Below are 19115 nucleotides of genomic sequence, written 5' to 3' on the forward strand. Positions count from 1 at the left end.
AACACCACGATCTTTATCTCACACTAAACGAACCATCAGAGAGCACGATCCTTTCAACACTCAAACCCTATGCTCATGTGAGGCCAAGAGGCGTCGTTCCAACCTTCATCAAATCGCGCGCTGATATTGAACGTTTGCACGCGATACTTTCTGTCTTTGAAGCCGAACACGCATTGCAAGACTGCACAGTGAAGATCATTCCTGAACTTGGCAGATATCCCGCAGCGTTTCACAACCTCATGAACCTCTCCAACACCAGCCCACGCCTAACCACACTGGCATGGAATGAAGAGGCGTTGAAAGAGGCACTGGATGCAAAACAGTCCAGAGATGAAAACGGTGATTTGTTGCCGCCGTTTCAATATGCACAAACACAATGCCTGTTTGCTGCAAAATCGGCTCACCTGATTGCTCTGGATACAGCACCAACGGCAGCACCTGAGGATCTGGAAAAATCAGTAGCACTCGGCTTTACTGGCATGAACGCAAACACGCCTGAAGACGCGCATCAGATACAACAGGTATTTTCGAGATAAGAAAAGGGGCGCCTGAGCGCCCGCCATCATGCTTTTTCTGGAAGAACTGGCCGGTCCATCTGAAATACAGAATCAACCACCGAGTAATCCATGTAACCCAACCGGGCCAAAGGCTTCATTTTCGCCACATTGAGCAATCCGTTTTCAAGCACACTCTCGTCGATATGCACACCAACAACCTGACCCAGTATAAGCCAGCTGTTAGTCTCATTTCCGTCAATATCGATCAGACGCTGCACATTAACCAGCTTACACTCCAACGCAGTTTTTGCCTCTAAAACGCGTGGAGCCTTGATCAATTTGGATGGCTCTGCCGTTAAACCGGAAAGCTCGAACTCATCAACATCAGTACCAACCATTGCAGAGGACAGGTTCATCGCATCTGCAAGATCCAATGTGGCTTGGTTGCAGACAAACTCGCCAGTTTCTTCAATGTTGCGGACAGAGTCTTTGTAACCGCTGGACCCAATCACAACCATCGGCGGAGTATCACACACTGCATTGAAAAAACTGTAAGGAGCCAAGTTGCGCACACCGTCTTTAGAGACGGTAGAAACCCAACCAATCGGACGAGGTGCAACAACAGCCTTGAATGGATTGTGGGGCAATCCATGCGGCTTATTCGCTTCATAAAACATATACTTGCCTCAACTCCTACGCATCAACACCGGAAAGAGAACTTTCAAAATATTCAGTCAATCGGGCAACATCAGGCCGAGGACGCTCACTCGGAACAATGCTAGCGCTTCCGATATGAATGAAGCCTGCAAACCGCTCCCCATCACGAGCACCAAGATAGGCAGCTGCCTCATCATCAAAAGCATACCACTCAGAGAGCCACTGGCCTGCAAAACCCATTGAAAAGCAGGCATTAAGGAGCGAGACACAAACCGCCCCAACAGCAAGCTCCTGTTCCCAGACCGGAACTTTATGTTCCCGGTTTGGAGAAGACACAACGCCAATAACCAACGGCGCGCGCTTGAAACGCTCCAGCTCCATTACCTTGGTGTTCTCACCAAGCGAGCCCTGACGCTTTTCTGCAATTTCAGCAAGCTTTAGACCGATAAGGTCAGCCTGTGAATTGCCATAGATAATAAACCGCCAAGGAGAAATTTTTCCGTGATCTGGAACACGGCAGGCTATCTCAAGAAGCTCTGAAATTTGTGCTTGATTGGGACCAGGATGCACGAGTGTTGCAGCGAGATGGGAGCGACGAGTTTTGAGAAAACTCTTCAGTTCTGGAAGGTCTTTAGTTTCCACGGTCTCGATTCTTTTCAGGATTTCAACGATTAAAGCTACGCAATAGTCCTATACAGAATATCAACTGTGTCAATTAAAGGATGGTCTTGCCCCATTCTTGCCACATTGACTACCAATCCCCAACCCACTTAGTAAAAATTTATAAAACACTTCCAAATCACAGTTTGTCACTGTAATCTGATTTCACTCGATCGGGTGTCGGTTTTGTATTTACTGTCGCACACGGGTAACACTTTCTGAAGTAGTAGCGAGAGCACACGTGAAGTTAGAGCGGATATCGACGTTCAGCAAAGCGCTACAACGCGCAGCAACCGCCACAGCATTTTGTGCTGGATTGGCCTTGCTTGGAAACGCCGCTCAGGCTGCAGGTCCTATTCCTGTTTCCAAACCTGCTTTGCCGTTCTCTAAAGAAGTGCTGGACTTGGGCGCAAAGCCAGACAAGACCATCGCACCTCCTATCAGCTATGATCCGCTCAGCGGTTATCAGGGGCAATCCCTTGCACCAACAATGGGTACGAGCTTCTTACCGTACGCTCCCCCATCTGTAGGCGCAGAGCAGGCACCTGTCGGCGCACAGCCTGTCCTTTATCTGGTAGCAAAGCTGGCTGAGGGAACACCGAACCTCACACGTGGCCTAAAATGGCGCGTCTACTCTTCAAAAGAAAATGATGATGGGTCCTTGACCATGGTCGCGTCCTCTCAAGATCAGGACGCAGAATTCCGCCTCGATCCGGGTACTTACCTCGTTCACACCTCTTTTGGCAAAGTCACAGCAACCACGCGTTATGAACTTAAAAGCGGTGTGAAGACAGGAACAATCATCCTGAACGCAGGTGGTATTCGTCTGGACGCTGCTCTGGGCAACGATCAGCAGATGCCACGCAAAGATGTGCGCTTTAACATCTACGATATGACATACGACACCACAGGTAACCGCGGTCTCATTGCATCTGGCATCAAGCCGGGCGAGCTGGTTCCAGTGAGCGCAGGCACCTACCATGTTGAAAGCCGCTACGGCGATGTCAACGCTGTCGTACGCGCAGATATTCACGTTCAGGCAGGCAAGCTGACCGAAGCAACCCTTTACCATCAGGCAGGCAACATCACGCTGAAGCTGGTAAGCGCTAAAAACAAGACATCTTTGGCCAACACGTCTTGGACGATCCTCTCTCCAGGCGGCGACACCGTTGCAAGCGGCAATGGTGCGTTCCTTGATCTCACCCTAGCAGCCGGAACCTATACGGTTATGGCGCGCAACAACGGTGAAATGTATCGCGAAGAGTTCACGGTCAATCCAAGCGTAAACAACGTGGAAGTGGAAGTGCTTGCAGAAAACCCTCTGTAAGGCTTACACAAGATCTAGAATGACCAAGGCGCCGCACTCGGCGCCTTTTTTATTGGCTCACGCAGACCTTAAGGAGGATGTCCTACGGAAGATAAAAGGTCTCCGCCTTTGGCGCCTCAACACAATCCCGCAAACTCATAACAATTGCCTGAAGTTCATCCACCATTTCTCGCTGGCTCTCGCATCCCTCTAAAACCTCATAGGAAATAGGAGAGCCAATCCGCGCAAGAATGGTTTGTCCCAGAATGCTCTTAAATTCGCGGATAAGGAGCGACAATCGTAAACTCAGAGAAAAGCGACTGACCATGTGGAACAATGCCGAGTTCTGCCCCTCAAAATAAACCGGCAGCACCGTTGCTCGCGCGCTTCGAATGAGCTTGGAACTGAATGTTTTCCAAGGCAGCTCCTCAGCCCTGCCAAACGGCTTAGCAGCTGTAGCAACACCGCCTCCAGGAAAGATCACAATCACCACCCCTTCCCGCAGTAATCTCAGCGCTTCCTGCCGTGTTTTCAAATTGGTGCGCAAAGCCTCTTCGGTTTCTTCAAAGTCTACTGGCAAAGCGAAAGGCCTGATTTCAGGCACCTTCAACAGCTCATTATTGATCAGCACGCGGTAAGGACGATTGAGCTGTTCAGCAAGCGAAAGAATCGCGATTCCATCTGCAATGCCATAGGGATGGTTCGCAATCAGCACCAGCGGCTTCCCATCCAGATCAGCGGGCGGCCAGTCGTTTCCGGTACATTCCACACGCAAGTCAATCTGTTCCAGCAGATCACGCCAGAGCACCTGATCAGAAACTGAAAAACCAGCCCGCCACTCCTCATAGAGGCCCAACAGCGCTCGCTTACCAGAGAGCCCTTCGATGCTGCGAATAAGCCATCGCTTCAATATGGGATGAGTACTATTGGCGTAGCTTAAATCCGCGTGGTTCACGACATCCTCACTTCACATAACTCATTTCATCTGAGCCGGTTTTGTAAGCTTTCGCAAACTTACGTGAAGTTTAGGCGACAGTGAGGCCAAAAAGAAAAAGGCTGGCAACAGAAACCTGCGGCCAGCCTTCAAAATTTCACTCAGTCTATAAAGATCAGGAAGCCTGCTCTTTCAGATCTGGTGCTGTTGCTTCATCAGTAAGGCTTGCCACCGCCTCATCCAATGTCATTGATGTTTGGTTGCGCGAACCAAGACGACGGATACTCACTGTCTTCTCTTCTGCTTCACGCTTACCAACCGCAATAATCACAGGGATCTTGGCATGAGAATGCTCGCGAACCTTGTAGTTGATCTTCTCGTTACGAAGATCCAGCTCACCGCGCAAACCAGCTTTTTTAAGCGCTGCATGCACTTCTTTCGCATAATCATCTGCATCAGAGGTGATTGCTGCCACAACGAAGTGCTGAGGTGTCAGCCACAATGGGAAATGACCAGCAAAGTTCTCAATGAGGATGCCAAGGAAGCGTTCCAGAGAACCACAGATCGCGCGGTGGATCATCACCGGCTGCTTCTTCTCGCCATCGCTGTCCACATAGAACGCACCAAAGCGCTCTGGCAAGGTAAAGTCTACCTGAGTGGTACCGCACTGCCATTCACGACCAATCGCATCCCGCAGAGTGTACTCAAATTTAGGACCGTAGAACGCGCCCTCGCCTTCAAGAATACCTGTCTTGATCTTGCCGCCAGAGTTTGCTTCGATCTCCTTCAGCACTTCTCCCATCACTGCTTCAGCGTGATCCCAGACTTCATCAGAACCAACACGCTTTTCAGGACGGGTTGAGAGCTTCACAACAATCTCTTCAAACCCGAAGTCCTTGTAGACGGACATAATCAGGTCGTTGATCTTGTGGCATTCCGCAGCCATCTGTTCTTCAGTACAGAACACATGCGCATCATCCTGCGTAAACGCGCGAACGCGCATCAGGCCATGCAACGCACCGGATGGCTCATAGCGGGAAACAGCACCGAACTCAGCCATACGCAGAGGCAAATCACGATAGGACTTCAGGCCGTGTTTGAAGATCTGGACGTGACCAGGACAGTTCATCGGCTTAATCGCAAAGACGCGGTGGTCTTCGGTCTCAGTCGCAAACATGTTCTCGCGGTACCACTCCCAGTGGCCGGAGGTTTCCCAAAGCGACTTATCCAGAATTTGCGGTGCATTTACTTCCTGATAGTCATCAGCAAGACGGCGACGCATGTAGTTGGTCAGGTTCTGGAACAGCTGCCAACCCTTGTGGTGCCAGAAGACAACACCCGGACCTTCCTCCTGGAAGTGGTAGAGATCCATTTCGCGGCCAAGCTTACGGTGGTCGCGCTTCTCAGCTTCCTCAAGCATATGGAGGTAAGCTTTCAGATCTTTCTCATTGGACCATGCAGTGCCGTAGATACGGGTCAGCATTTCATTGTTGGAATCGCCGCGCCAGTAAGCACCAGCAACAGTCATCAACTTGAATGCCTGACCGACCTGGCCAGTGGATGCCATATGCGGACCACGGCAGAGATCCAGCCAATCACCCTGCTTATAGATCTTAACGGTTTGATCTTCAGGAATCGCATCAACAAGCTCAACCTTGTAATCTTCGCCCTTGGAAGCAAAGTATTCCTTCGCTTCATCGCGGCTCCAGATTTCCTTGGTGAACTTCGCGTTGCGCTGAATGATCTGCTGCATCTTCTTTTCGATTTTTGGCAGATCTTCAGGCGTGAACGGCGTTTCACGCTTAAAGTCGTAATAAAAACCGTTCTCGATAATAGGGCCGATTGTAACCTGTGTATCAGGCCACAGCTCCTGCACAGCTTCTGCCATCACGTGCGCCGCATCGTGGCGGATCAATTCCAGCGCACGAGGGTCATCGCGAGTAACAAATTCAATCGCAGCACTTGCTGGAATAGGATCAGAAAGATCGCGTAGCTCACCGTCAATCGCGACGGCAACAGCTTTCTTCAAGAGAGATTTAGAAATGCTCCCCGCAACGTCAGCTCCGGTGGAACCAGCGTCATATTCGCGAACGGAATTGTCAGGGAAAGTCAATTGCAGCATATCAAGTCTCCAGCTCACTCCTGCAAACAAGGCAGGTAAGCGGTTTGGTGTTAATCATGGATTGCCTGAATAAACAATTCTTGAAGACGCGTCCAGATGATTTTAAGCGCACCCAACTCTGTTTTCCTCGGGAGAGATCACCTAATCGACAGGTTACACACCTTGAATTACCACTGGTTAGCAAGGGTTTAGCTAGCCTTCCCCCTCCCCACTCCTCATACTGTTTGCCACAACAGGATTCGCAAACTCCATCACAAGGAATGCATGACGCACACTCTACCAGCAACCAGGAGCTGAGCATGACGACGCCAAAGCCAAAGCTCTACTTTGATTTGACCACTTTGAGGCAGAACCGCTCTACCTCATTACAGGCGAATGGCGTCACCAGAACACTCTATGAAACAGCCAGATGCTTTTATAAGGATGACCTTGAAGTCACCTTCATCTGCCATGACGCCCGAACAAACGAATATGTGAGTGTGCAAGCCGATCCTCTGTTTAAAGATGATGACCTTAACCCTGCATATCTGCCCGACTTGCTGGGCGCTCCTGTAAAAACATTCCATCTTGAAAAATACAGGAACCGCAAGATCAAAGGACTATTTCACAGGTTGCGGCATACATTGCGCTCACACGCGGATGAAACCATCGGAGCTTATGATGGAGAAGCGCTTGGAGATCCACTCTCCGACATTGACGCTCCCTTCCTTTCATTGGGAAACTTGGAAGAAGCTCGGCGTCTAACTGAGTATGTGAAGAGCCGCGCACCATATGTACCAGTTTACGTCATGATCCATGATATTTCTCCTTTGCGTCTCAACGACCCTGAAGAAGACCTCGGCGCAAAACTTTGGCTGGAACATCTAAGGCGAACCGTCACTACAAGACCGCACGTTCTGGCAAACTCTGAGTATACGAGAAGCGATCTGCTGAAATTCCTGGCAGAGCAGAAACTCCCATCCCCTCAGAGCACAAGCGTTGTCCATTTGGCTCATGAATTTCAGGAAACAGAGCCGATCTACCCGCTCAGACAACGCCCGGAGAATGGGTTCTTTTTGCTGTTAGGTGACATTAGATACCGAAAAAATGCGAAGCTGGTTTTTGACGCTTACTTGCACATTCTGGAGCACAATGAGGATACACCTCTGCCACAGCTCATATGTGCAGGCGCAATTCCAAATGGCGCCTTCGCAAGCCTCAACAAAGATCAGCAATATACGACTATTGGCAAGTACGTGACGATTGTCCAATCGCCCTCGCAAGCCGAGCTCACCGCCCTTTACAAAGAAGCAATTGCGCTGGTGTATCCGAGCTTGTTTGAAGGATATGGCCTGCCCGTCGGCGAAGCTCTTTGGATGGGGACACCTGTGCTTGCCTCAAATGCCACTTCCATTCCAGAAGTTGGCGGTGATCATTGCCGATATTTCGACCCGCACAACGCTAAGGAACTGGCCGCCCTGATCCAATCAACATTAAAAACCAAGGACGCCTTACGCGCAGAACTACCCTTAAGGGCTGAGCTCCGGCAATGGCAGAATGTTAAAGAGGATATCTGGCAGGCTATTCAAAGCCACAGCACATCACCGGACAAGCGATCATCCGGCTCAGAGAGCATCTCACAAAAACTGGAAGAGACTTAATTAGGCTTAGCTTGATCGCGTTCGAAGATCTTTACCAGCTGGAAATACTCACAAACCAACTTCATATCTTGAGCAAAGACACCGTTCCGCTCAAAATATTCACGATGCGCGTCCTGCCAAAATTCAAGGCTAAGATCGCCTTCACCTTCCAGCACAGCCCAAATTTCATCAATCTCGTCGAACTGGCGCACATCAACCGTAACCATCTCAATGACGCAAGCGGCTTGCCCCTTACCATCAAGAATAACGAACTGATCACCCGGCTGAGGAAGCGGTTCCCCTTCTTTCTCATAGGAAAGCAGATCGCCACAGGTAGCCGTCTTTGTTCCATTCAGAACAAGATCAAGCAAGCTGTCAGCAAGGTCAGGGCTGTCGCCAAAAGCATAACTTGGGAGGTCTTCAAAACCTTCAATAGACATGCATCTCTACCGTAACAAACTGATTTTATGAAAGAAAAATGGTGGAGGAGGTTGGATTCGAACCAACGTAGGCATAGCCAGCGGATTTACAGTCCGCCCCCTTTAGCCACTCGGGCACTCCTCCGTCGCATTGGCCAAGTTGGCCGCGCCGTGTGAGGACGGGTTATCTTCATTTGAGCCCCTCTTGTCAACGCTCCTTTGAAATTTGGGTTGGGAAAACATAGGAAAAAACGTTTTTGGCCCTCAATCTGTGAACAACACGCCTCTAGGCAGCTCTCACATAGGCAAAATCACGTATTTCGCACACAAAAATTTCATGAATTTCAACACCGGCAGATAGCTTTTCATTAAGCCAAGAACCCGGAACCAATGCAGGTTGCTGGACGCAACTCTACATTAAGCCATTATCTTCAAACGAAATTATGAGTTTCTGTATTGGAGTGCACACCACACTGATCATCCAAAGGTATTCAAATGAGCAGGCACTGGCTTTTCACATATCTCGTCGTCATGGGGTTTACGCTCACGTCTGGAGCGCGTCCTGCTCACGCTCAGATATCTATTGAACCCTCTCTTGGAACCTCTGGAATTGTCGAACCAGCACCAGATAATCCAGAAGAAGACCCATCCATGATGAGTGGCATGCCGGAATACCAAATGAGCAATCCGCACGACATGCCGGCACCATCCGAACCGACGACTGATCCAACCGCTACTGACAATGAGAATAGCGAGAATGACAAAGGAAGTTTTTGGTCGCAGTTCTTTCAATAGCCTTTGAACTCACTCAAACAGCGGCAAGAATGAAAACAGGATAACCCAATGAAACCCTTAGCAATCCTGAGCGCAAGCGCAGTCTTGTTCATTCATTCATCTGGTCTGGTAGCGGTTGCACAGGTTATGGGAGATGGCCCGCCCGTCCCAACCAGCAAAAGTCTCCAAAGCGACATCCATACACTCGCAGAAACCGGAAGTAGCGCTTCCGCTGCAAAAGCCGCCGAGCAATGGTTAGGGAAATCATTGAATTTCGCCTGGACTATTACAAAGGAAGGCGCAGAGGCAATTGAAGAGAAGTTCACGACCTTCATCTGCAACAGTGAAGCACTCGCCTGGAACACCACCTCCAAACTTGGCAAGAGCAAAGGATCTGCAACCTACACTGTGCAGCAGATCACACCGGAAATTACTCAAATCTCCTGGAAGGATAATCCGCAGGAATCCAATCTCGGATGGGTTTGGACATTAGATGCTGCCAGCGGAAAAGCATACGGCGTTGTTATCAACTCACAGCCCTATGAAAACCTCTCCATTGAAGGAGAGTTCGCGGTTTTGCCAGTCCTCACTGAAGAAGAGAAAAACGAGTTCACCTGCCCTTAGCAACAGGAACGATTTCTAGTCCGGCAGATCAAAGCGCGTCTTGGGGTCAATATGGTGTCCAGTCCAGTGCCCATAGCGCCAGGGCAGGTACCATCTGGAATGCTCAGGCAAACTTGCAGGCACAGGATCATACCCGCTCGCTCCATATGGGTTACAACGGATGATCCTTGATAGCCCAATCCAACCACCACGCCAGAAGCCGAAACGCACCATCGCCTCAGCTGTATAATGTGAGCAGGAAGGCTGATAACGGCACGCACGCCCGAGTATCAACGACAAACTGTGTTGGTAAATCCAAATAAGCCCGATCCCAACCCGCGCCATCAGGCTGGCAGGCCTCATTTTGGGGAGCGGTTCGGGCTTACACATTTCAGTTGGCCTTAAGCAACGGTAGCTTCAACATCGTCAAGCGCTTTCACCAGGGCTTCAAACGCAAGCATGGTGGACGCATGACGCGCTTTATAATCGCGCACCGGTTCAAGGAAGGACAGATCAGCGAAACGACCATTCGGCGGTGGTCCACTTTCCTTCAACATCGCATGGAGCTGCGCATAAGCCTCCCGAATTTCAGAGGGTGAAGCCCCAATAACATGTTGGCCTAAAATAGAGGCTGAGGCTTGCCCAAGCGCGCACGCTTTCACGTCCTGCGCAAATGAGGTTATTAGACCATCGGCTACACAAACCTCAACGCTCACCGTCGAACCACAAAGCCGCGAGTGTGCTTTTGCCTGAGCTTGCGGGGCATCGAGATGTCCCAACAAAGGGATATTCCCTGCAAACTCAAGGATCTTAGTATTGTAAATGTCGTCCAACATGCAAAACTCTGGCTACTATTCTGACACTCGCTTTATAACTTAAAGCGACCTTGGATCACTCAGTAGTAAGGGAAGACCCTTTCCTAACCAAGACATCTATCTTATATAGGTGGTGCTGCCGAGACCTTGCTAGAGGTCAAAAGCGGAATATCGCAATCTAGCACACATTACCTAGAAGAAACCATAGGTGCCAATTTATTGGCTGTCTAAACGGGTTGTCGTAGTTTATACCCTGCGCCATACTCGCATCTCCTTAGGTAAGCTATAGATTTGCGTATGACAATGGGAAGAGCCTGACTGAAAACAGGCCGACAAAAATAGTTGTTGCGCAGGAACCTATGGCGGGTTCAGTGTTTTTTTAAGAGAAGTATGTCTTAAATTACACTCATCGACTGCGTATTGTTGGAGACATAATATGGACGCTGTTTTGAGACCGGTTACAGAGACCGATCCCACGGCTACAGAAGACAACAAGCTCCCCAACCGCCCTAGCCGGGCTGAAGCTGAGGCTGCTGCACGCGTACTTCTTCAATGGATCGGTGATGACACCGAACGTGAAGGACTGCTGGATACACCAAAACGCGTGGTAAAAGCCTACGAAGATCTCTTCTCTGGATACAAAGAAGATCCTCGCGAGCACTTGGAACGAACCTTCGAAGAAGTCGGCGGCTACAATGATATTGTGCTGCTCAAGGATATCTCCTTCACTTCTTTCTGTGAGCATCATGTGCTGCCGTTCACCGGAAAAGCGCATATCGCTTATTATCCAGATCATGCTGTGGTCGGCCTGTCCAAGATCGCACGTGTTGTAGAAATTTACGCACGTCGCCTTCAGACACAGGAACATCTGACCGTTCAGATCGCAACGGCATTGGAAGAGTATCTGGCTCCACGTGGCGTCGCCGTCATGATTGAGGCAGAACACCAATGCATGTCTATGCGTGGCATTCAAAAGCAGGGTGTATCAACACTCACCAACCGGTTCTCTGGTGTTTTTGAAGATAACGCATCTGAACAGGTACGCTTTATGACAATGGTCCGTTCGTAAGCTCGGACCATTCATCACAAAATTCGAGCATTTCATGTCGACGAATATTAAAGCCGACGGCTTCGCGCCGCGTGCTGACAAAAAAGCAATTGAGCTGGGTGATGAACTCTGCCCAAAATTTGACGATAACGGTCTGATCGCAGCTGCAGTTACGGATTTCGAGAGTGGTGAGCTACTCATGGTGGGCTATATGAACACCGAGAGCCTGCGTCGTACAATTGAAACCGGCGAAGCTTGGTACTGGAGCCGCTCCAGACAGGAATACTGGAAAAAGGGCGGCACTTCCGGCCAGGTGCAGGAAGTCATTGAAATCCGGACCGATTGCGATCAGGACGCCATATGGCTGCGCGTCAAAGTGCACGGCAACGGCGCAACCTGTCACGTCGGTTACCGCTCCTGCTTCTTCCGAAAAGTGGACAGCAACGACACAGGCGACGTTTGGCTGGAGAAGACGGAAGTCGCTCCGGCATATGACCCCCAAGAAGTTTACGGGAAAAAACAGTAGGTTTCGCTGTGCCCTGATTCAGTCTTTTTATAGGTTTAAATAGCATAGTTACCCCAAGGTAATTTTGATTATTCAACCGTTGAAAGACAGTCGGGGAGATAGCAGTGCTGCAAAATCTACCTCTGTGGCCAAACAGCAAACAGCCTGTAGAAGAAGAGCCTGAGACACCACCCACCACACCTGAGCCAGAGATCACACCAGGTATCGGATTGGCTCTGGGCGGTGGTGCGGCTCGTGGTTGGGCGCATATTGGCGTACTTAAAGCCCTTTCAGAAGCAGGCATTCAGCCGGACTTTATAGCAGGCACGTCTATTGGCGCTGTTGTCGGCGGCTGTTATCTCTGCGGCAAGCTGGACCAACTCGAAGAGTGGGTTGTGTCGCTTTCTCGCCGCCGGGTCTTCAGCATGGTCGACCTTTCCTTCGGCGGTTCCGGCCTCATCTCAGGCAAAAAAGTCCTCTCATTGTTCGAAGACCACTTCGGCGGTATCATGATCGAGGATCTTGATCGACCGTTTGCAGCCGTTGCAACAGAGCTTGGAACGGGACACGAAATCTGGTTGAAGAAGGGTCCACTCACACAGGCGATGCGGTGTTCCACCTCCCTCCCCGGCGTGTTCGAGCCGGTCGCATATGGTGGTCGCTGGCTGGTGGACGGTGCGTTAGTCAATCCAATCCCAGTCTCAGTTTGCCGCGCGATGGGTGCACGAGCTGTGATCGCAGTCAACCTCAACTCCGACACATTCGGCCGAGGCTCTACAGTTGTCCATGAACTGCCCCCAATCCCGAAAGACATGATCCCGGAGATCGATAGCAAGCTGCAAAAAGATCCGGGCGGCGCAATCAAGCGCGTCTTGCGACGTCAGATATTCGGTGGGAAGCCAAAAGGGTTGCCGGGCATCTCCGGCGTAATGATGGACAGCTACAATATCATTCAGGACAGGATCGGACGCTCGCGACTTGCAGGAGACCCACCAGACAACATTCTGACACTGCGCCTCTCACATCTGGGGCTGTTCGACTTCCATCGTGGTGAAGAAGCAATTCGCGTTGGATATGAAACCACATGCCGTGCGCTTCCAGAACTCCATCAACTGGCAGAGATGCAGCCTTGATGCAGTGCATTGACCAACAATGTATTGATAAGAAATAGACTGGATGGAACTGCTGTGCCTTAGAAGCACAGCAGTTTAGGCACAGATCATACGGCCTGAATGTAACTCCGCAGATCCTCTGCTTCACGCTCAACTTGAGCAATGCGGAACTTCACGATATCACCGATCGAGACCAGCCCGATGAGCTTTCCGTCTTCCACAACTGGCATATGGCGGAACCGCCCATCAGTCATACGCGCCATAACACCGTTCACGGAATCGGTTTCGTTACAGACGGCAACCTCTTTTGTCATGTAGTCACTGACAGGTTGTGCAAGCGCGTCAGTACCTTCCATGGAAATTGCCTTAACCACATCACGCTCCGACACGATCCCAACAATCACACCCGGCTGATCACACAACACAATAGCACCTATGCGGCGGCCTCCAAGGCTTGCGCATATCTCGCTTAAACTACGTGTGCTCGGTTCCGTAAAAACGTCCCGCCCTTTGCCGTTCAATATGGCAGCAACTGTCATGGCGACCTCCTCGTTTGTTTATGTCATCCTTCTTTCTCAGAGAAAAAAGAGGAAGAGAACAAATCTAACCCTACGGCATCATGACACAAAAAAACAATGCTTGCCTAGCCACCAACTTAGGTGCTGTTAACATATGTAGTTAGCTAACTATTAAACGTTCCACTTCAACGCGGTTTAATCGGATCCAATAATGGGAATAGGATCAAGCCAGCGATAAATCCACCTACGTGAGCTTGCCAGGCAATACTAACGCCCTCACCCGCAATTGGCGCGGACCACATGCCAAACAGGAAGTTCAAGCCAAACCATACCAGAATAAAGGTAAGGACACGACGATCGCTCAACGCCTCCATCAAAGGTCGGGCAGGAATAGAATAGGCTGCATTATCATAGCGCCGAAACGAGCTCATCGGACCACCAGCTTCAAAGATAAAGCGTAAGGAAGCTGCCATCTGTCCTGAGACTGCCGCCGATGCACCAATCACCGGGATACTCTGCCCCCAGTTTGTAGCAAGGTGAGCCCCCGCGCCAGCAACAGCGCAAACAGCCGAGAGCAGCAGAAACCGGGTCGCACCAAAACGTCGTGCAACAGCACTCCCGAACACTGCCATCCAAAGCACATTGAAACCTACATGCTGCACGCTACCATGCAAAAATCCGTAGGTCAGAAAACTCCAGATCGCCGAAACGGTTTCTCCTGGCCAGGAATATTCAGCCATAAATCCACTAAGATATCGGACAGGCCAGAACGCAAACAAAAGCAGCGTCTGCAAATCTGCATTGGGCGTCAACACATAGGCACGAACCAGATGTATCCCAATAAAGATCAGAGACAGTCCAACAACCACGGTTGGCAGATTGAACATCGGCTCCCGTGCTGGTCTCTGAAGGTTGGGGCCGTGAGGTGCCAGATGGTCTTCATTGGATTGGTTCATTTTATTACAGATCCAAAATTATTGTCCCATTTTGAACTAAGACAACTTGGCACGCTTCGCAAGGCTTGCCGCAAAATGTAAGGATCAAATGAAAACAATAAACCGCCAGCACTCCCCCAAGCGCTGACGGTTTATCGGAGCTTCTCCCCGTTAGGCGTTTGATTTCCCGACTTTTTATCAGCACACGAAATGCTGAAAACCTAGGTTTACCGCCAACAATAGCTCAATTCTTAGGGCCTCAAGGGTTCAGGTGAGGCAACTGCAACCAAGATTATACAAGCCATCCAACAGCACAACTTAAACCCTTTGTTAAGGTTAATATTTTATTAAATTTTTATGATATTTCTAACTTGGCACGCTCCATGCTTATTCCCCACCATAGACCAGCGGATAGTTAAAGTTGTCCATAAAAAGGACACTGACCCCAATGGGAAAACCCAATAAGCGGACTGGGGAAGGCGGGAATATGAAACACGGTGCATCACGGATACTCTTCGAATACTGGGACGAAATTCGGGCTGAACGACCAGCTCCCGAACGTGGCGATATTCAACCTTCCGCAATCAAAAGTGTTTTGGGCGATACGTTTATTCTGGAACTGGCACAGCAGAACAATTTCAGGTTCCGTCTTGCAGGGACACGACTATGTTCCCTGTTCTGCCGTGAACTGAAAGGCCGCAGTTTCCTTGATGGTTGGGATGAGAAAGACCAGCAAGCCGTCACCGCCATGCTTTCTGCCATAACACAGGATGGCGCTGCAGCTGTGATCAGCTTCACCGGCACAACTGAAATGGGCCAGTCAGTAGATCTGGAGCTCCTGCTCCTGCCAATCCGTGTACAGGGGGAAGGTTGTACGCGTATTCTTGGCTGTATGGCACCGCTCAAGCGTCCATTCTGGCTCGGTGTTCAGGCAATCTCCAAGCAAAAAGTCAACAGCCTGAGGTTGATCTGGCCGGATGAAGACGCACCTCTCTTCAGTGACGAAAATGACTGCGTCCCACATTTTGGAACTCCAACGCATCGCGCTGTTAGTTCAATGGAACCAAGAGTTAGCCGTGGAAGTCACTTGCAACGGTCAGCAGTACCAAAGGCCGTCGAAATTCCAAACAGCCGACAGGTAGGACACCTTAGAGTTGTTGATGGGGGCAAAATATAAACCTGTACTCCGCACCACAGTTACCATTCTGTTAACCTTGTTTTCCTAGGGTGTGACCCAAGTTTCTACTAGTCAATAATCGCGTAGTCGGGATTCCTAGGAAAATGGCAGGGCGCACAGCGACCAACAGAATTGCTGCACTAGCAGCAAAAGCACCTGACAGACGCCGTTTTTCTCGCGTTGAAATCAACGTGCTGGGCCGTTTCATGCTGGAAAACCGACGTGAGTACCCTTGCCAGGTCGTCAACATGTCACCTGGTGGCGCCGCCTTTATCTCTCCGGTAATGGGCGAAGTTGGCGAGCGCGTTGTCGCTTATCTTGATCACATTGGTCGTGTTGAAGGAAAGATCGTCCGCGAGATCGATGGCGGCTTCGCGATGACGCTCAATGCCAGCGCACGCAAGCGCGACAAGCTGGCTTCTGTCCTGACTTGGCTGGCCAACAAAGACGAGCTTAATCTGCCAGAAGATCGCAGATTTGACCGCTTCACTCCAAAGAATCCGATTACGAAGATCATTTTGCCAGACGGCAGAGAATACGCCTGCCGCATTGTGGATGTCTCCCTCTCTGGCGCAGCACTCAAGACGGATGTACGTCCGGCACTTGGAACACCAATCACGCTTGGTAAGATGCGTGCGCGGATCGTTCGCCACTTTGAAGAAGGCGTCGCAGTCGAATTCGCCACCGTCCAGAATAAGGAACTGCTGGAGCACCATATCTCCAACGCTGAAAAGCGCTAAGCCAGCCAGACCGATTCCTGGCTTATCAACGGTTAAGCCTCAGCTTTTCGATAAATTTATAAAAAAATATTTGCAGTGAGAATTACATGCAACTGACACAGCTTCACATGTCAACTCTCTAATTAACTGTAACTAAACCATAAAACTCTCGTTAGGTCTCATCAGAAACTCCAGTTTCCTGCGGAGTCTTGGCATAATTACAATTTGAATTAATATTGACTCTTATTTTCAGAAATATTGATTTAACTGATATTCAATCTTGATTTAAATGCTGCTCAATTTTGATTAAATACTGACTTTAAAGATTATAACCAAATAAAAATGCGCGAAGGAAAGTAGAGCCTGCCATGATTGGAGGGCGCTACTTGTGTTTGAGTATAAGCTGTTCGCGAAAAGTGTTTTGGGGGTCGCATTGGGTGGGCTAATCAGCCTGTCTTACGCTCATGCTGAGCAAGTCCCAGGACGCTTTATGCCAATTATCGGACAAGCTACTGCCCCCGTTGGTCATATTGAGTTTTGTCAAAACTACCCGCAACAGTGCCGCTATGGTACCAACACGCCGCTGGTTGTCCGCTTGACCAAAGAGCGCTGGCAGGAATTGCTGGATGTAAACGCCTCAATCAATACACAAGTTCGCCCGCTAACAGACGAGCAACTGTTCGGAGTGCCTGAATACTGGACATACCCGCAAGGTGCGGGTGATTGCGAAGAGTACGTTCTGGAAAAACAGCGGCAACTCATTGCCTTGGGCTGGCCGCCAAGCTCCCTGCTCATAACGGTTGTGAAAGACCTAAGTAATGGTGGGCACGCTGTCTTAAGCGTGCGCACTGATCAGGGAGATCTCATTCTAGACAATCAGATCTCTTCAATCTTGCCTTGGTATTCAACCCCATACCGCTACGTGAAACGCCAGTCCGCTCGCCATGCTTCTGCCTGGTCCGCTATTTCGGATAAACGCGTCACCACCGTTGCAAGTATTCCAGAGTAAAGCCGCCTAGGTCTTGGCAAACAACAAAGCCGCGGAAAATGCCGCGGCTTGTTTTGTTTTTCAAAAATCGTGATGGCTTCAGAGCTCAACCAGCTGCTCTCTAAAGCGCTGTGCATTCATCACATAGCCATCTGCTGAGCGGATAAGCATGGCCTGAGCTTCATCATCCAACTCACGAACCACCTTCCCCGGCATTCCCACAACCAGAGAACCATCTGGAATAACCTTGCCTTCAGGAACCAGTGCATTTGCACCTATAATACAGCCCTTACCAACCTTAGCACCATTCAGGATTGTCGCGCCCATTCCAATAAGCGAGCCTTCCCCCACAGTGCATCCATGCAAAATCGCCTTGTGACCAACCGTACAGTTTGCGCCAACAACCAGCGGATACCCCAAATCTGTATGAAGAACCGATCCGTCCTGAATGTTGGACCGCGCACCAATATGGATAAGCTCATTGTCGCCACGCAAAACAGCGCCAAACCAAATATTCGCTTCTTCATCCAGCTGCACATGCCCAATCAGACTTGCACATGGCGCGACCCAGTAGTTTCCATTTTCAGGAACATTAGGGCTTCTGTCTCCAAGCTTATAAAAAGGCACAAGGTTCTCCTAGATTGCACAAATCAAATCCTGCGCAATCTAGCATATGGCTTGCTCAAAGTGCCAAGAGAAAACTCAAAACAAACGTACCGGAAAGAATGCTCCACATAGCGGTGAGCCCTCCCGCGGCGGCCAGCATCTTGGGGCTAAATGACTCCTGGTAATAACCTTGGATCGCATTGCGCATGAATATAAAAGGACCAGCAACAAGCCATAACCCGACGACAATAAGCCAGGACAACGGCCCTTTCATCTCAGCAAAAAATCGCGGTGGCTCCCCAGTCACCAAGTGATAGAAGCTACCCAGAATTCCTGCAGTCACAAAACCAGAAGCCGCTATAAACGCAGCCAACAACAAATCGCCCAGCATGCACTTCCCCCATTCTCAGCTGGCTCAATCCAGCTCAAACGCGTTACTGTGCAGTTGAAAGCAATTCCTGTGCCGCGTGCTATCCTCGAGTTAACCTCCTGTTAATATTTACATATGAAATCCGCATAGGAAATAAGGGCAGGTGAGCAAACTCCAACCCGTTTCAATTCAGGACGCCTACAGCCCTTTGGAGTCTCATTTTGATGCAAAAAGGGCCCCAAAACGGAGCCCTTCAAATCAATCAGATTTTGCGTGAAGCCTTAGAGGCCTTCCACGTCAATATCAAGGATAGCCATCTGGAAGTTCCAGCTCAGTTCGCCATCTTCCTCGTCGCGGAAGATAACGCCAAGAAACTCATCCTTGATATAAACTTCTGCGGAATCATCTTTACGAGGACGCGCACGAACTTCAAGTTCTGGCGACTTGAAAGTACTGCGCATGTAGGTTTGCACCTTACGAATTTCATCAGGCTTCACAGCCGTCTCCTTACCAATTTCACTTCAAACTTGGGGCACAAACTATACAAGTTTATCGTCCTGCCAACCCTAGGAAACTAGCTTATCCTTGTTTGTTTTGCGAGGAAAGTCCTTGACCTTGACCGATCATTTGATCCATGGCACGAGCCGGCTGGTCGCAACCAGCTTCACCCACAACCTTGGCAGGAACACCCGCCACAGTCGTGCACGGATCAACGTCTTTAAGAACCACAG

The 19115-nt window shown here is 50.0% G+C and carries 23 protein-coding genes, 1 tRNA gene and 1 pseudogene; 11 read left to right on the forward strand and 14 right to left on the reverse strand.

Going from position 1 to position 19115, the window contains the following annotated elements:
• Positions 1-536 (forward strand): hypothetical protein (locus tag PPL9_RS09705; RefSeq protein WP_057462507.1); only part of this gene is annotated, 536 nt, incomplete at its 5' end.
• 26 nt (positions 537-562) lie between these two features.
• Here the strand turns inward: PPL9_RS09705 and PPL9_RS09710 are convergent.
• Together PPL9_RS09710 and PPL9_RS09715 are read right to left on the reverse strand one after the other, a co-directional pair.
• Positions 563-1174 carry a flavin reductase family protein gene (locus PPL9_RS09710; RefSeq protein WP_057462508.1) on the reverse strand — a complete coding sequence of 204 codons (612 nt, stop codon included), beginning with the start codon at positions 1172-1174 and terminating at the stop codon, positions 563-565.
• A gap of 16 nt (positions 1175-1190) precedes the next feature.
• Positions 1191-1796, reverse strand: coding sequence for a nitroreductase (locus PPL9_RS09715; protein WP_057462509.1), 606 nt, complete (start codon positions 1794-1796; stop codon positions 1191-1193).
• Positions 1797-2055: 259 nt separating this feature from the next.
• Here PPL9_RS09715 and PPL9_RS09720 point away from each other — a divergent pair, with 259 nt between their 5' ends.
• Positions 2056-3141 carry a hypothetical protein gene (locus PPL9_RS09720; protein WP_057462510.1) on the forward strand — a complete coding sequence of 362 codons (1086 nt, stop codon included), beginning with the start codon at positions 2056-2058 and terminating at the stop codon, positions 3139-3141.
• Positions 3142-3223: 82 nt separating this feature from the next.
• Here the strand turns inward: PPL9_RS09720 and PPL9_RS09725 are convergent, their stop codons facing one another.
• Positions 3224-4075 (reverse strand): 1-acyl-sn-glycerol-3-phosphate acyltransferase, encoded by an 852-nt coding sequence (locus tag PPL9_RS09725; protein ID WP_057462511.1) that lies wholly within the window; start codon positions 4073-4075, stop codon positions 3224-3226.
• 154 nt (positions 4076-4229) lie between these two features.
• A complete protein-coding gene (gene thrS / locus PPL9_RS09730; RefSeq protein WP_057462512.1) occupies positions 4230-6176 on the reverse strand; it encodes a threonine--tRNA ligase in 1947 nt (648 codons plus the stop codon).
• 299 nt (positions 6177-6475) lie between these two features.
• Here thrS and PPL9_RS09735 point away from each other — a divergent pair, with 299 nt between their 5' ends.
• Positions 6476-7816 (forward strand): glycosyltransferase family 1 protein, encoded by a 1341-nt coding sequence (locus PPL9_RS09735; protein WP_208989277.1) that lies wholly within the window; start codon positions 6476-6478, stop codon positions 7814-7816.
• Here the strand turns inward: PPL9_RS09735 and PPL9_RS09740 are convergent.
• Positions 7813-8235, reverse strand: a complete 423-nt coding sequence (locus tag PPL9_RS09740; protein WP_057462515.1) for an ASCH domain-containing protein — start codon at positions 8233-8235, stop codon at positions 7813-7815. The genes PPL9_RS09735 and PPL9_RS09740 overlap by 4 nt on opposite strands.
• Before the next feature lie 39 nt (positions 8236-8274).
• Positions 8275-8359, reverse strand: a tRNA-Tyr gene (locus tag PPL9_RS09745).
• A 350-nt stretch (positions 8360-8709) separates the two neighbouring features.
• Here PPL9_RS09745 and PPL9_RS09750 point away from each other — a divergent pair.
• Together PPL9_RS09750 and PPL9_RS09755 are read left to right on the forward strand one after the other, a co-directional pair.
• Positions 8710-9009, forward strand: a complete 300-nt coding sequence (locus PPL9_RS09750) for a hypothetical protein (RefSeq protein ID WP_057462516.1) — start codon at positions 8710-8712, stop codon at positions 9007-9009.
• Positions 9010-9057: 48 nt separating this feature from the next.
• The gene (locus PPL9_RS09755) at positions 9058-9612 is read left to right on the forward strand and encodes a hypothetical protein (protein WP_057462518.1); all 555 of its coding nucleotides are present in this window, start codon (positions 9058-9060) and stop codon (positions 9610-9612) included.
• Positions 9613-9627: 15 nt separating this feature from the next.
• Here PPL9_RS09755 and yidD read toward each other — a convergent pair whose 3' ends face one another.
• On the reverse strand, positions 9628-9981 hold the full coding sequence (gene yidD, locus PPL9_RS31250; protein WP_082596707.1) for a membrane protein insertion efficiency factor YidD: 354 nt from the start codon (positions 9979-9981) through the stop codon (positions 9628-9630).
• Between the two features lie 11 nt (positions 9982-9992).
• Positions 9993-10427, reverse strand: coding sequence for an iron-sulfur cluster assembly scaffold protein (locus PPL9_RS09760; protein WP_057462519.1), 435 nt, complete (start codon positions 10425-10427; stop codon positions 9993-9995).
• 415 nt (positions 10428-10842) lie between these two features.
• Here PPL9_RS09760 and folE point away from each other — a divergent pair, with 415 nt between their 5' ends.
• From folE to PPL9_RS09775, 3 genes are all read left to right on the forward strand, one after another.
• Complete coding sequence (gene folE / locus PPL9_RS09765) at positions 10843-11475, forward strand: GTP cyclohydrolase I FolE (protein WP_057462520.1); 633 nt, start codon at positions 10843-10845, stop codon at positions 11473-11475.
• 34 nt (positions 11476-11509) lie between these two features.
• Entirely contained in the window at positions 11510-11980 is a 471-nt protein-coding gene (hisI, locus tag PPL9_RS09770) for a phosphoribosyl-AMP cyclohydrolase (RefSeq protein WP_057462521.1), read from the forward strand.
• Positions 11981-12078: 98 nt separating this feature from the next.
• Positions 12079-13092 (forward strand): patatin-like phospholipase family protein, encoded by a 1014-nt coding sequence (locus PPL9_RS09775; RefSeq protein WP_057462522.1) that lies wholly within the window; start codon positions 12079-12081, stop codon positions 13090-13092.
• 86 nt (positions 13093-13178) lie between these two features.
• On the opposite strand, the gene PPL9_RS09780 is transcribed toward PPL9_RS09775, so the two are convergent.
• Both PPL9_RS09780 and PPL9_RS09785 read right to left on the reverse strand, forming a co-directional pair.
• A complete protein-coding gene (locus PPL9_RS09780) occupies positions 13179-13610 on the reverse strand; it encodes a CBS domain-containing protein (RefSeq protein WP_057462523.1) in 432 nt (143 codons plus the stop codon).
• A gap of 164 nt (positions 13611-13774) precedes the next feature.
• Positions 13775-14545, reverse strand: a complete 771-nt coding sequence (locus PPL9_RS09785; protein WP_057462524.1) for a rhomboid family intramembrane serine protease — start codon at positions 14543-14545, stop codon at positions 13775-13777.
• Between the two features lie 466 nt (positions 14546-15011).
• On the opposite strand from PPL9_RS09785, the gene PPL9_RS09790 reads away from it, so the two are divergent.
• The 3 genes from PPL9_RS09790 (at position 15012) to PPL9_RS09800 (ending at position 17429) form a co-directional block, all read left to right on the forward strand.
• Positions 15012-15701, forward strand: a complete 690-nt coding sequence (locus PPL9_RS09790) for a PAS domain-containing protein (RefSeq protein WP_057462525.1) — start codon at positions 15012-15014, stop codon at positions 15699-15701.
• A gap of 104 nt (positions 15702-15805) precedes the next feature.
• The gene (locus tag PPL9_RS09795; RefSeq protein ID WP_057462526.1) at positions 15806-16441 is read left to right on the forward strand and encodes a PilZ domain-containing protein; all 636 of its coding nucleotides are present in this window, start codon (positions 15806-15808) and stop codon (positions 16439-16441) included.
• Between the two features lie 367 nt (positions 16442-16808).
• Positions 16809-17429, forward strand: coding sequence for a transglutaminase-like cysteine peptidase (locus tag PPL9_RS09800; RefSeq protein WP_057462527.1), 621 nt, complete (start codon positions 16809-16811; stop codon positions 17427-17429).
• A 78-nt stretch (positions 17430-17507) separates the two neighbouring features.
• On the opposite strand, the gene PPL9_RS09805 is transcribed toward PPL9_RS09800, so the two are convergent.
• The 4 genes and pseudogenes from PPL9_RS09805 to PPL9_RS34185 all read right to left on the reverse strand — a co-directional run.
• Complete coding sequence (locus PPL9_RS09805) at positions 17508-18035, reverse strand: gamma carbonic anhydrase family protein (RefSeq protein ID WP_057462529.1); 528 nt, start codon at positions 18033-18035, stop codon at positions 17508-17510.
• Between the two features lie 55 nt (positions 18036-18090).
• The gene (locus PPL9_RS09810) at positions 18091-18405 is read right to left on the reverse strand and encodes a hypothetical protein (protein WP_057462531.1); all 315 of its coding nucleotides are present in this window, start codon (positions 18403-18405) and stop codon (positions 18091-18093) included.
• Between the two features lie 260 nt (positions 18406-18665).
• On the reverse strand, positions 18666-18881 hold the full coding sequence (locus tag PPL9_RS09815) for a DUF3126 family protein (RefSeq protein ID WP_057462532.1): 216 nt from the start codon (positions 18879-18881) through the stop codon (positions 18666-18668).
• Between the two features lie 82 nt (positions 18882-18963).
• Positions 18964-19115 (reverse strand): annotated as a pseudogene (locus tag PPL9_RS34185) (serine O-acetyltransferase); the annotation flags it as partial.

The organism is Pseudovibrio sp. POLY-S9, assembly GCF_001431305.1.
In the GTDB taxonomy this organism is placed as follows: domain Bacteria; phylum Pseudomonadota; class Alphaproteobacteria; order Rhizobiales; family Stappiaceae; genus Pseudovibrio.

Excerpts from the sequence above, each read along its gene's own strand:
- PPL9_RS09710 (WP_057462508.1), bottom strand. The coding sequence starts at position 1,174 with ATGTTTTATGAAGCGAATAAGCCGCATGGATTGCCCCACAATCCATTC.
- thrS (WP_057462512.1), bottom strand. The coding sequence starts at position 6,176 with ATGCTGCAATTGACTTTCCCTGACAATTCCGTTCGCGAATATGACGCT.
- PPL9_RS09735 (WP_208989277.1), top strand. The coding sequence starts at position 6,476 with ATGACGACGCCAAAGCCAAAGCTCTACTTTGATTTGACCACTTTGAGG.
- PPL9_RS09740 (WP_057462515.1), bottom strand. The coding sequence starts at position 8,235 with ATGTCTATTGAAGGTTTTGAAGACCTCCCAAGTTATGCTTTTGGCGAC.
- PPL9_RS09750 (WP_057462516.1), top strand. The coding sequence starts at position 8,710 with ATGAGCAGGCACTGGCTTTTCACATATCTCGTCGTCATGGGGTTTACG.
- PPL9_RS09755 (WP_057462518.1), top strand. The coding sequence starts at position 9,058 with ATGAAACCCTTAGCAATCCTGAGCGCAAGCGCAGTCTTGTTCATTCAT.
- yidD (WP_082596707.1), bottom strand. The coding sequence starts at position 9,981 with ATGTGTAAGCCCGAACCGCTCCCCAAAATGAGGCCTGCCAGCCTGATG.
- PPL9_RS09760 (WP_057462519.1), bottom strand. The coding sequence starts at position 10,427 with ATGTTGGACGACATTTACAATACTAAGATCCTTGAGTTTGCAGGGAAT.
- folE (WP_057462520.1), top strand. The coding sequence starts at position 10,843 with ATGGACGCTGTTTTGAGACCGGTTACAGAGACCGATCCCACGGCTACA.
- hisI (WP_057462521.1), top strand. The coding sequence starts at position 11,510 with ATGTCGACGAATATTAAAGCCGACGGCTTCGCGCCGCGTGCTGACAAA.
- PPL9_RS09780 (WP_057462523.1), bottom strand. The coding sequence starts at position 13,610 with ATGACAGTTGCTGCCATATTGAACGGCAAAGGGCGGGACGTTTTTACG.
- PPL9_RS09785 (WP_057462524.1), bottom strand. The coding sequence starts at position 14,545 with ATGAACCAATCCAATGAAGACCATCTGGCACCTCACGGCCCCAACCTT.
- PPL9_RS09790 (WP_057462525.1), top strand. The coding sequence starts at position 15,012 with ATGAAACACGGTGCATCACGGATACTCTTCGAATACTGGGACGAAATT.
- PPL9_RS09795 (WP_057462526.1), top strand. The coding sequence starts at position 15,806 with ATGGCAGGGCGCACAGCGACCAACAGAATTGCTGCACTAGCAGCAAAA.
- PPL9_RS09810 (WP_057462531.1), bottom strand. The coding sequence starts at position 18,405 with ATGCTGGGCGATTTGTTGTTGGCTGCGTTTATAGCGGCTTCTGGTTTT.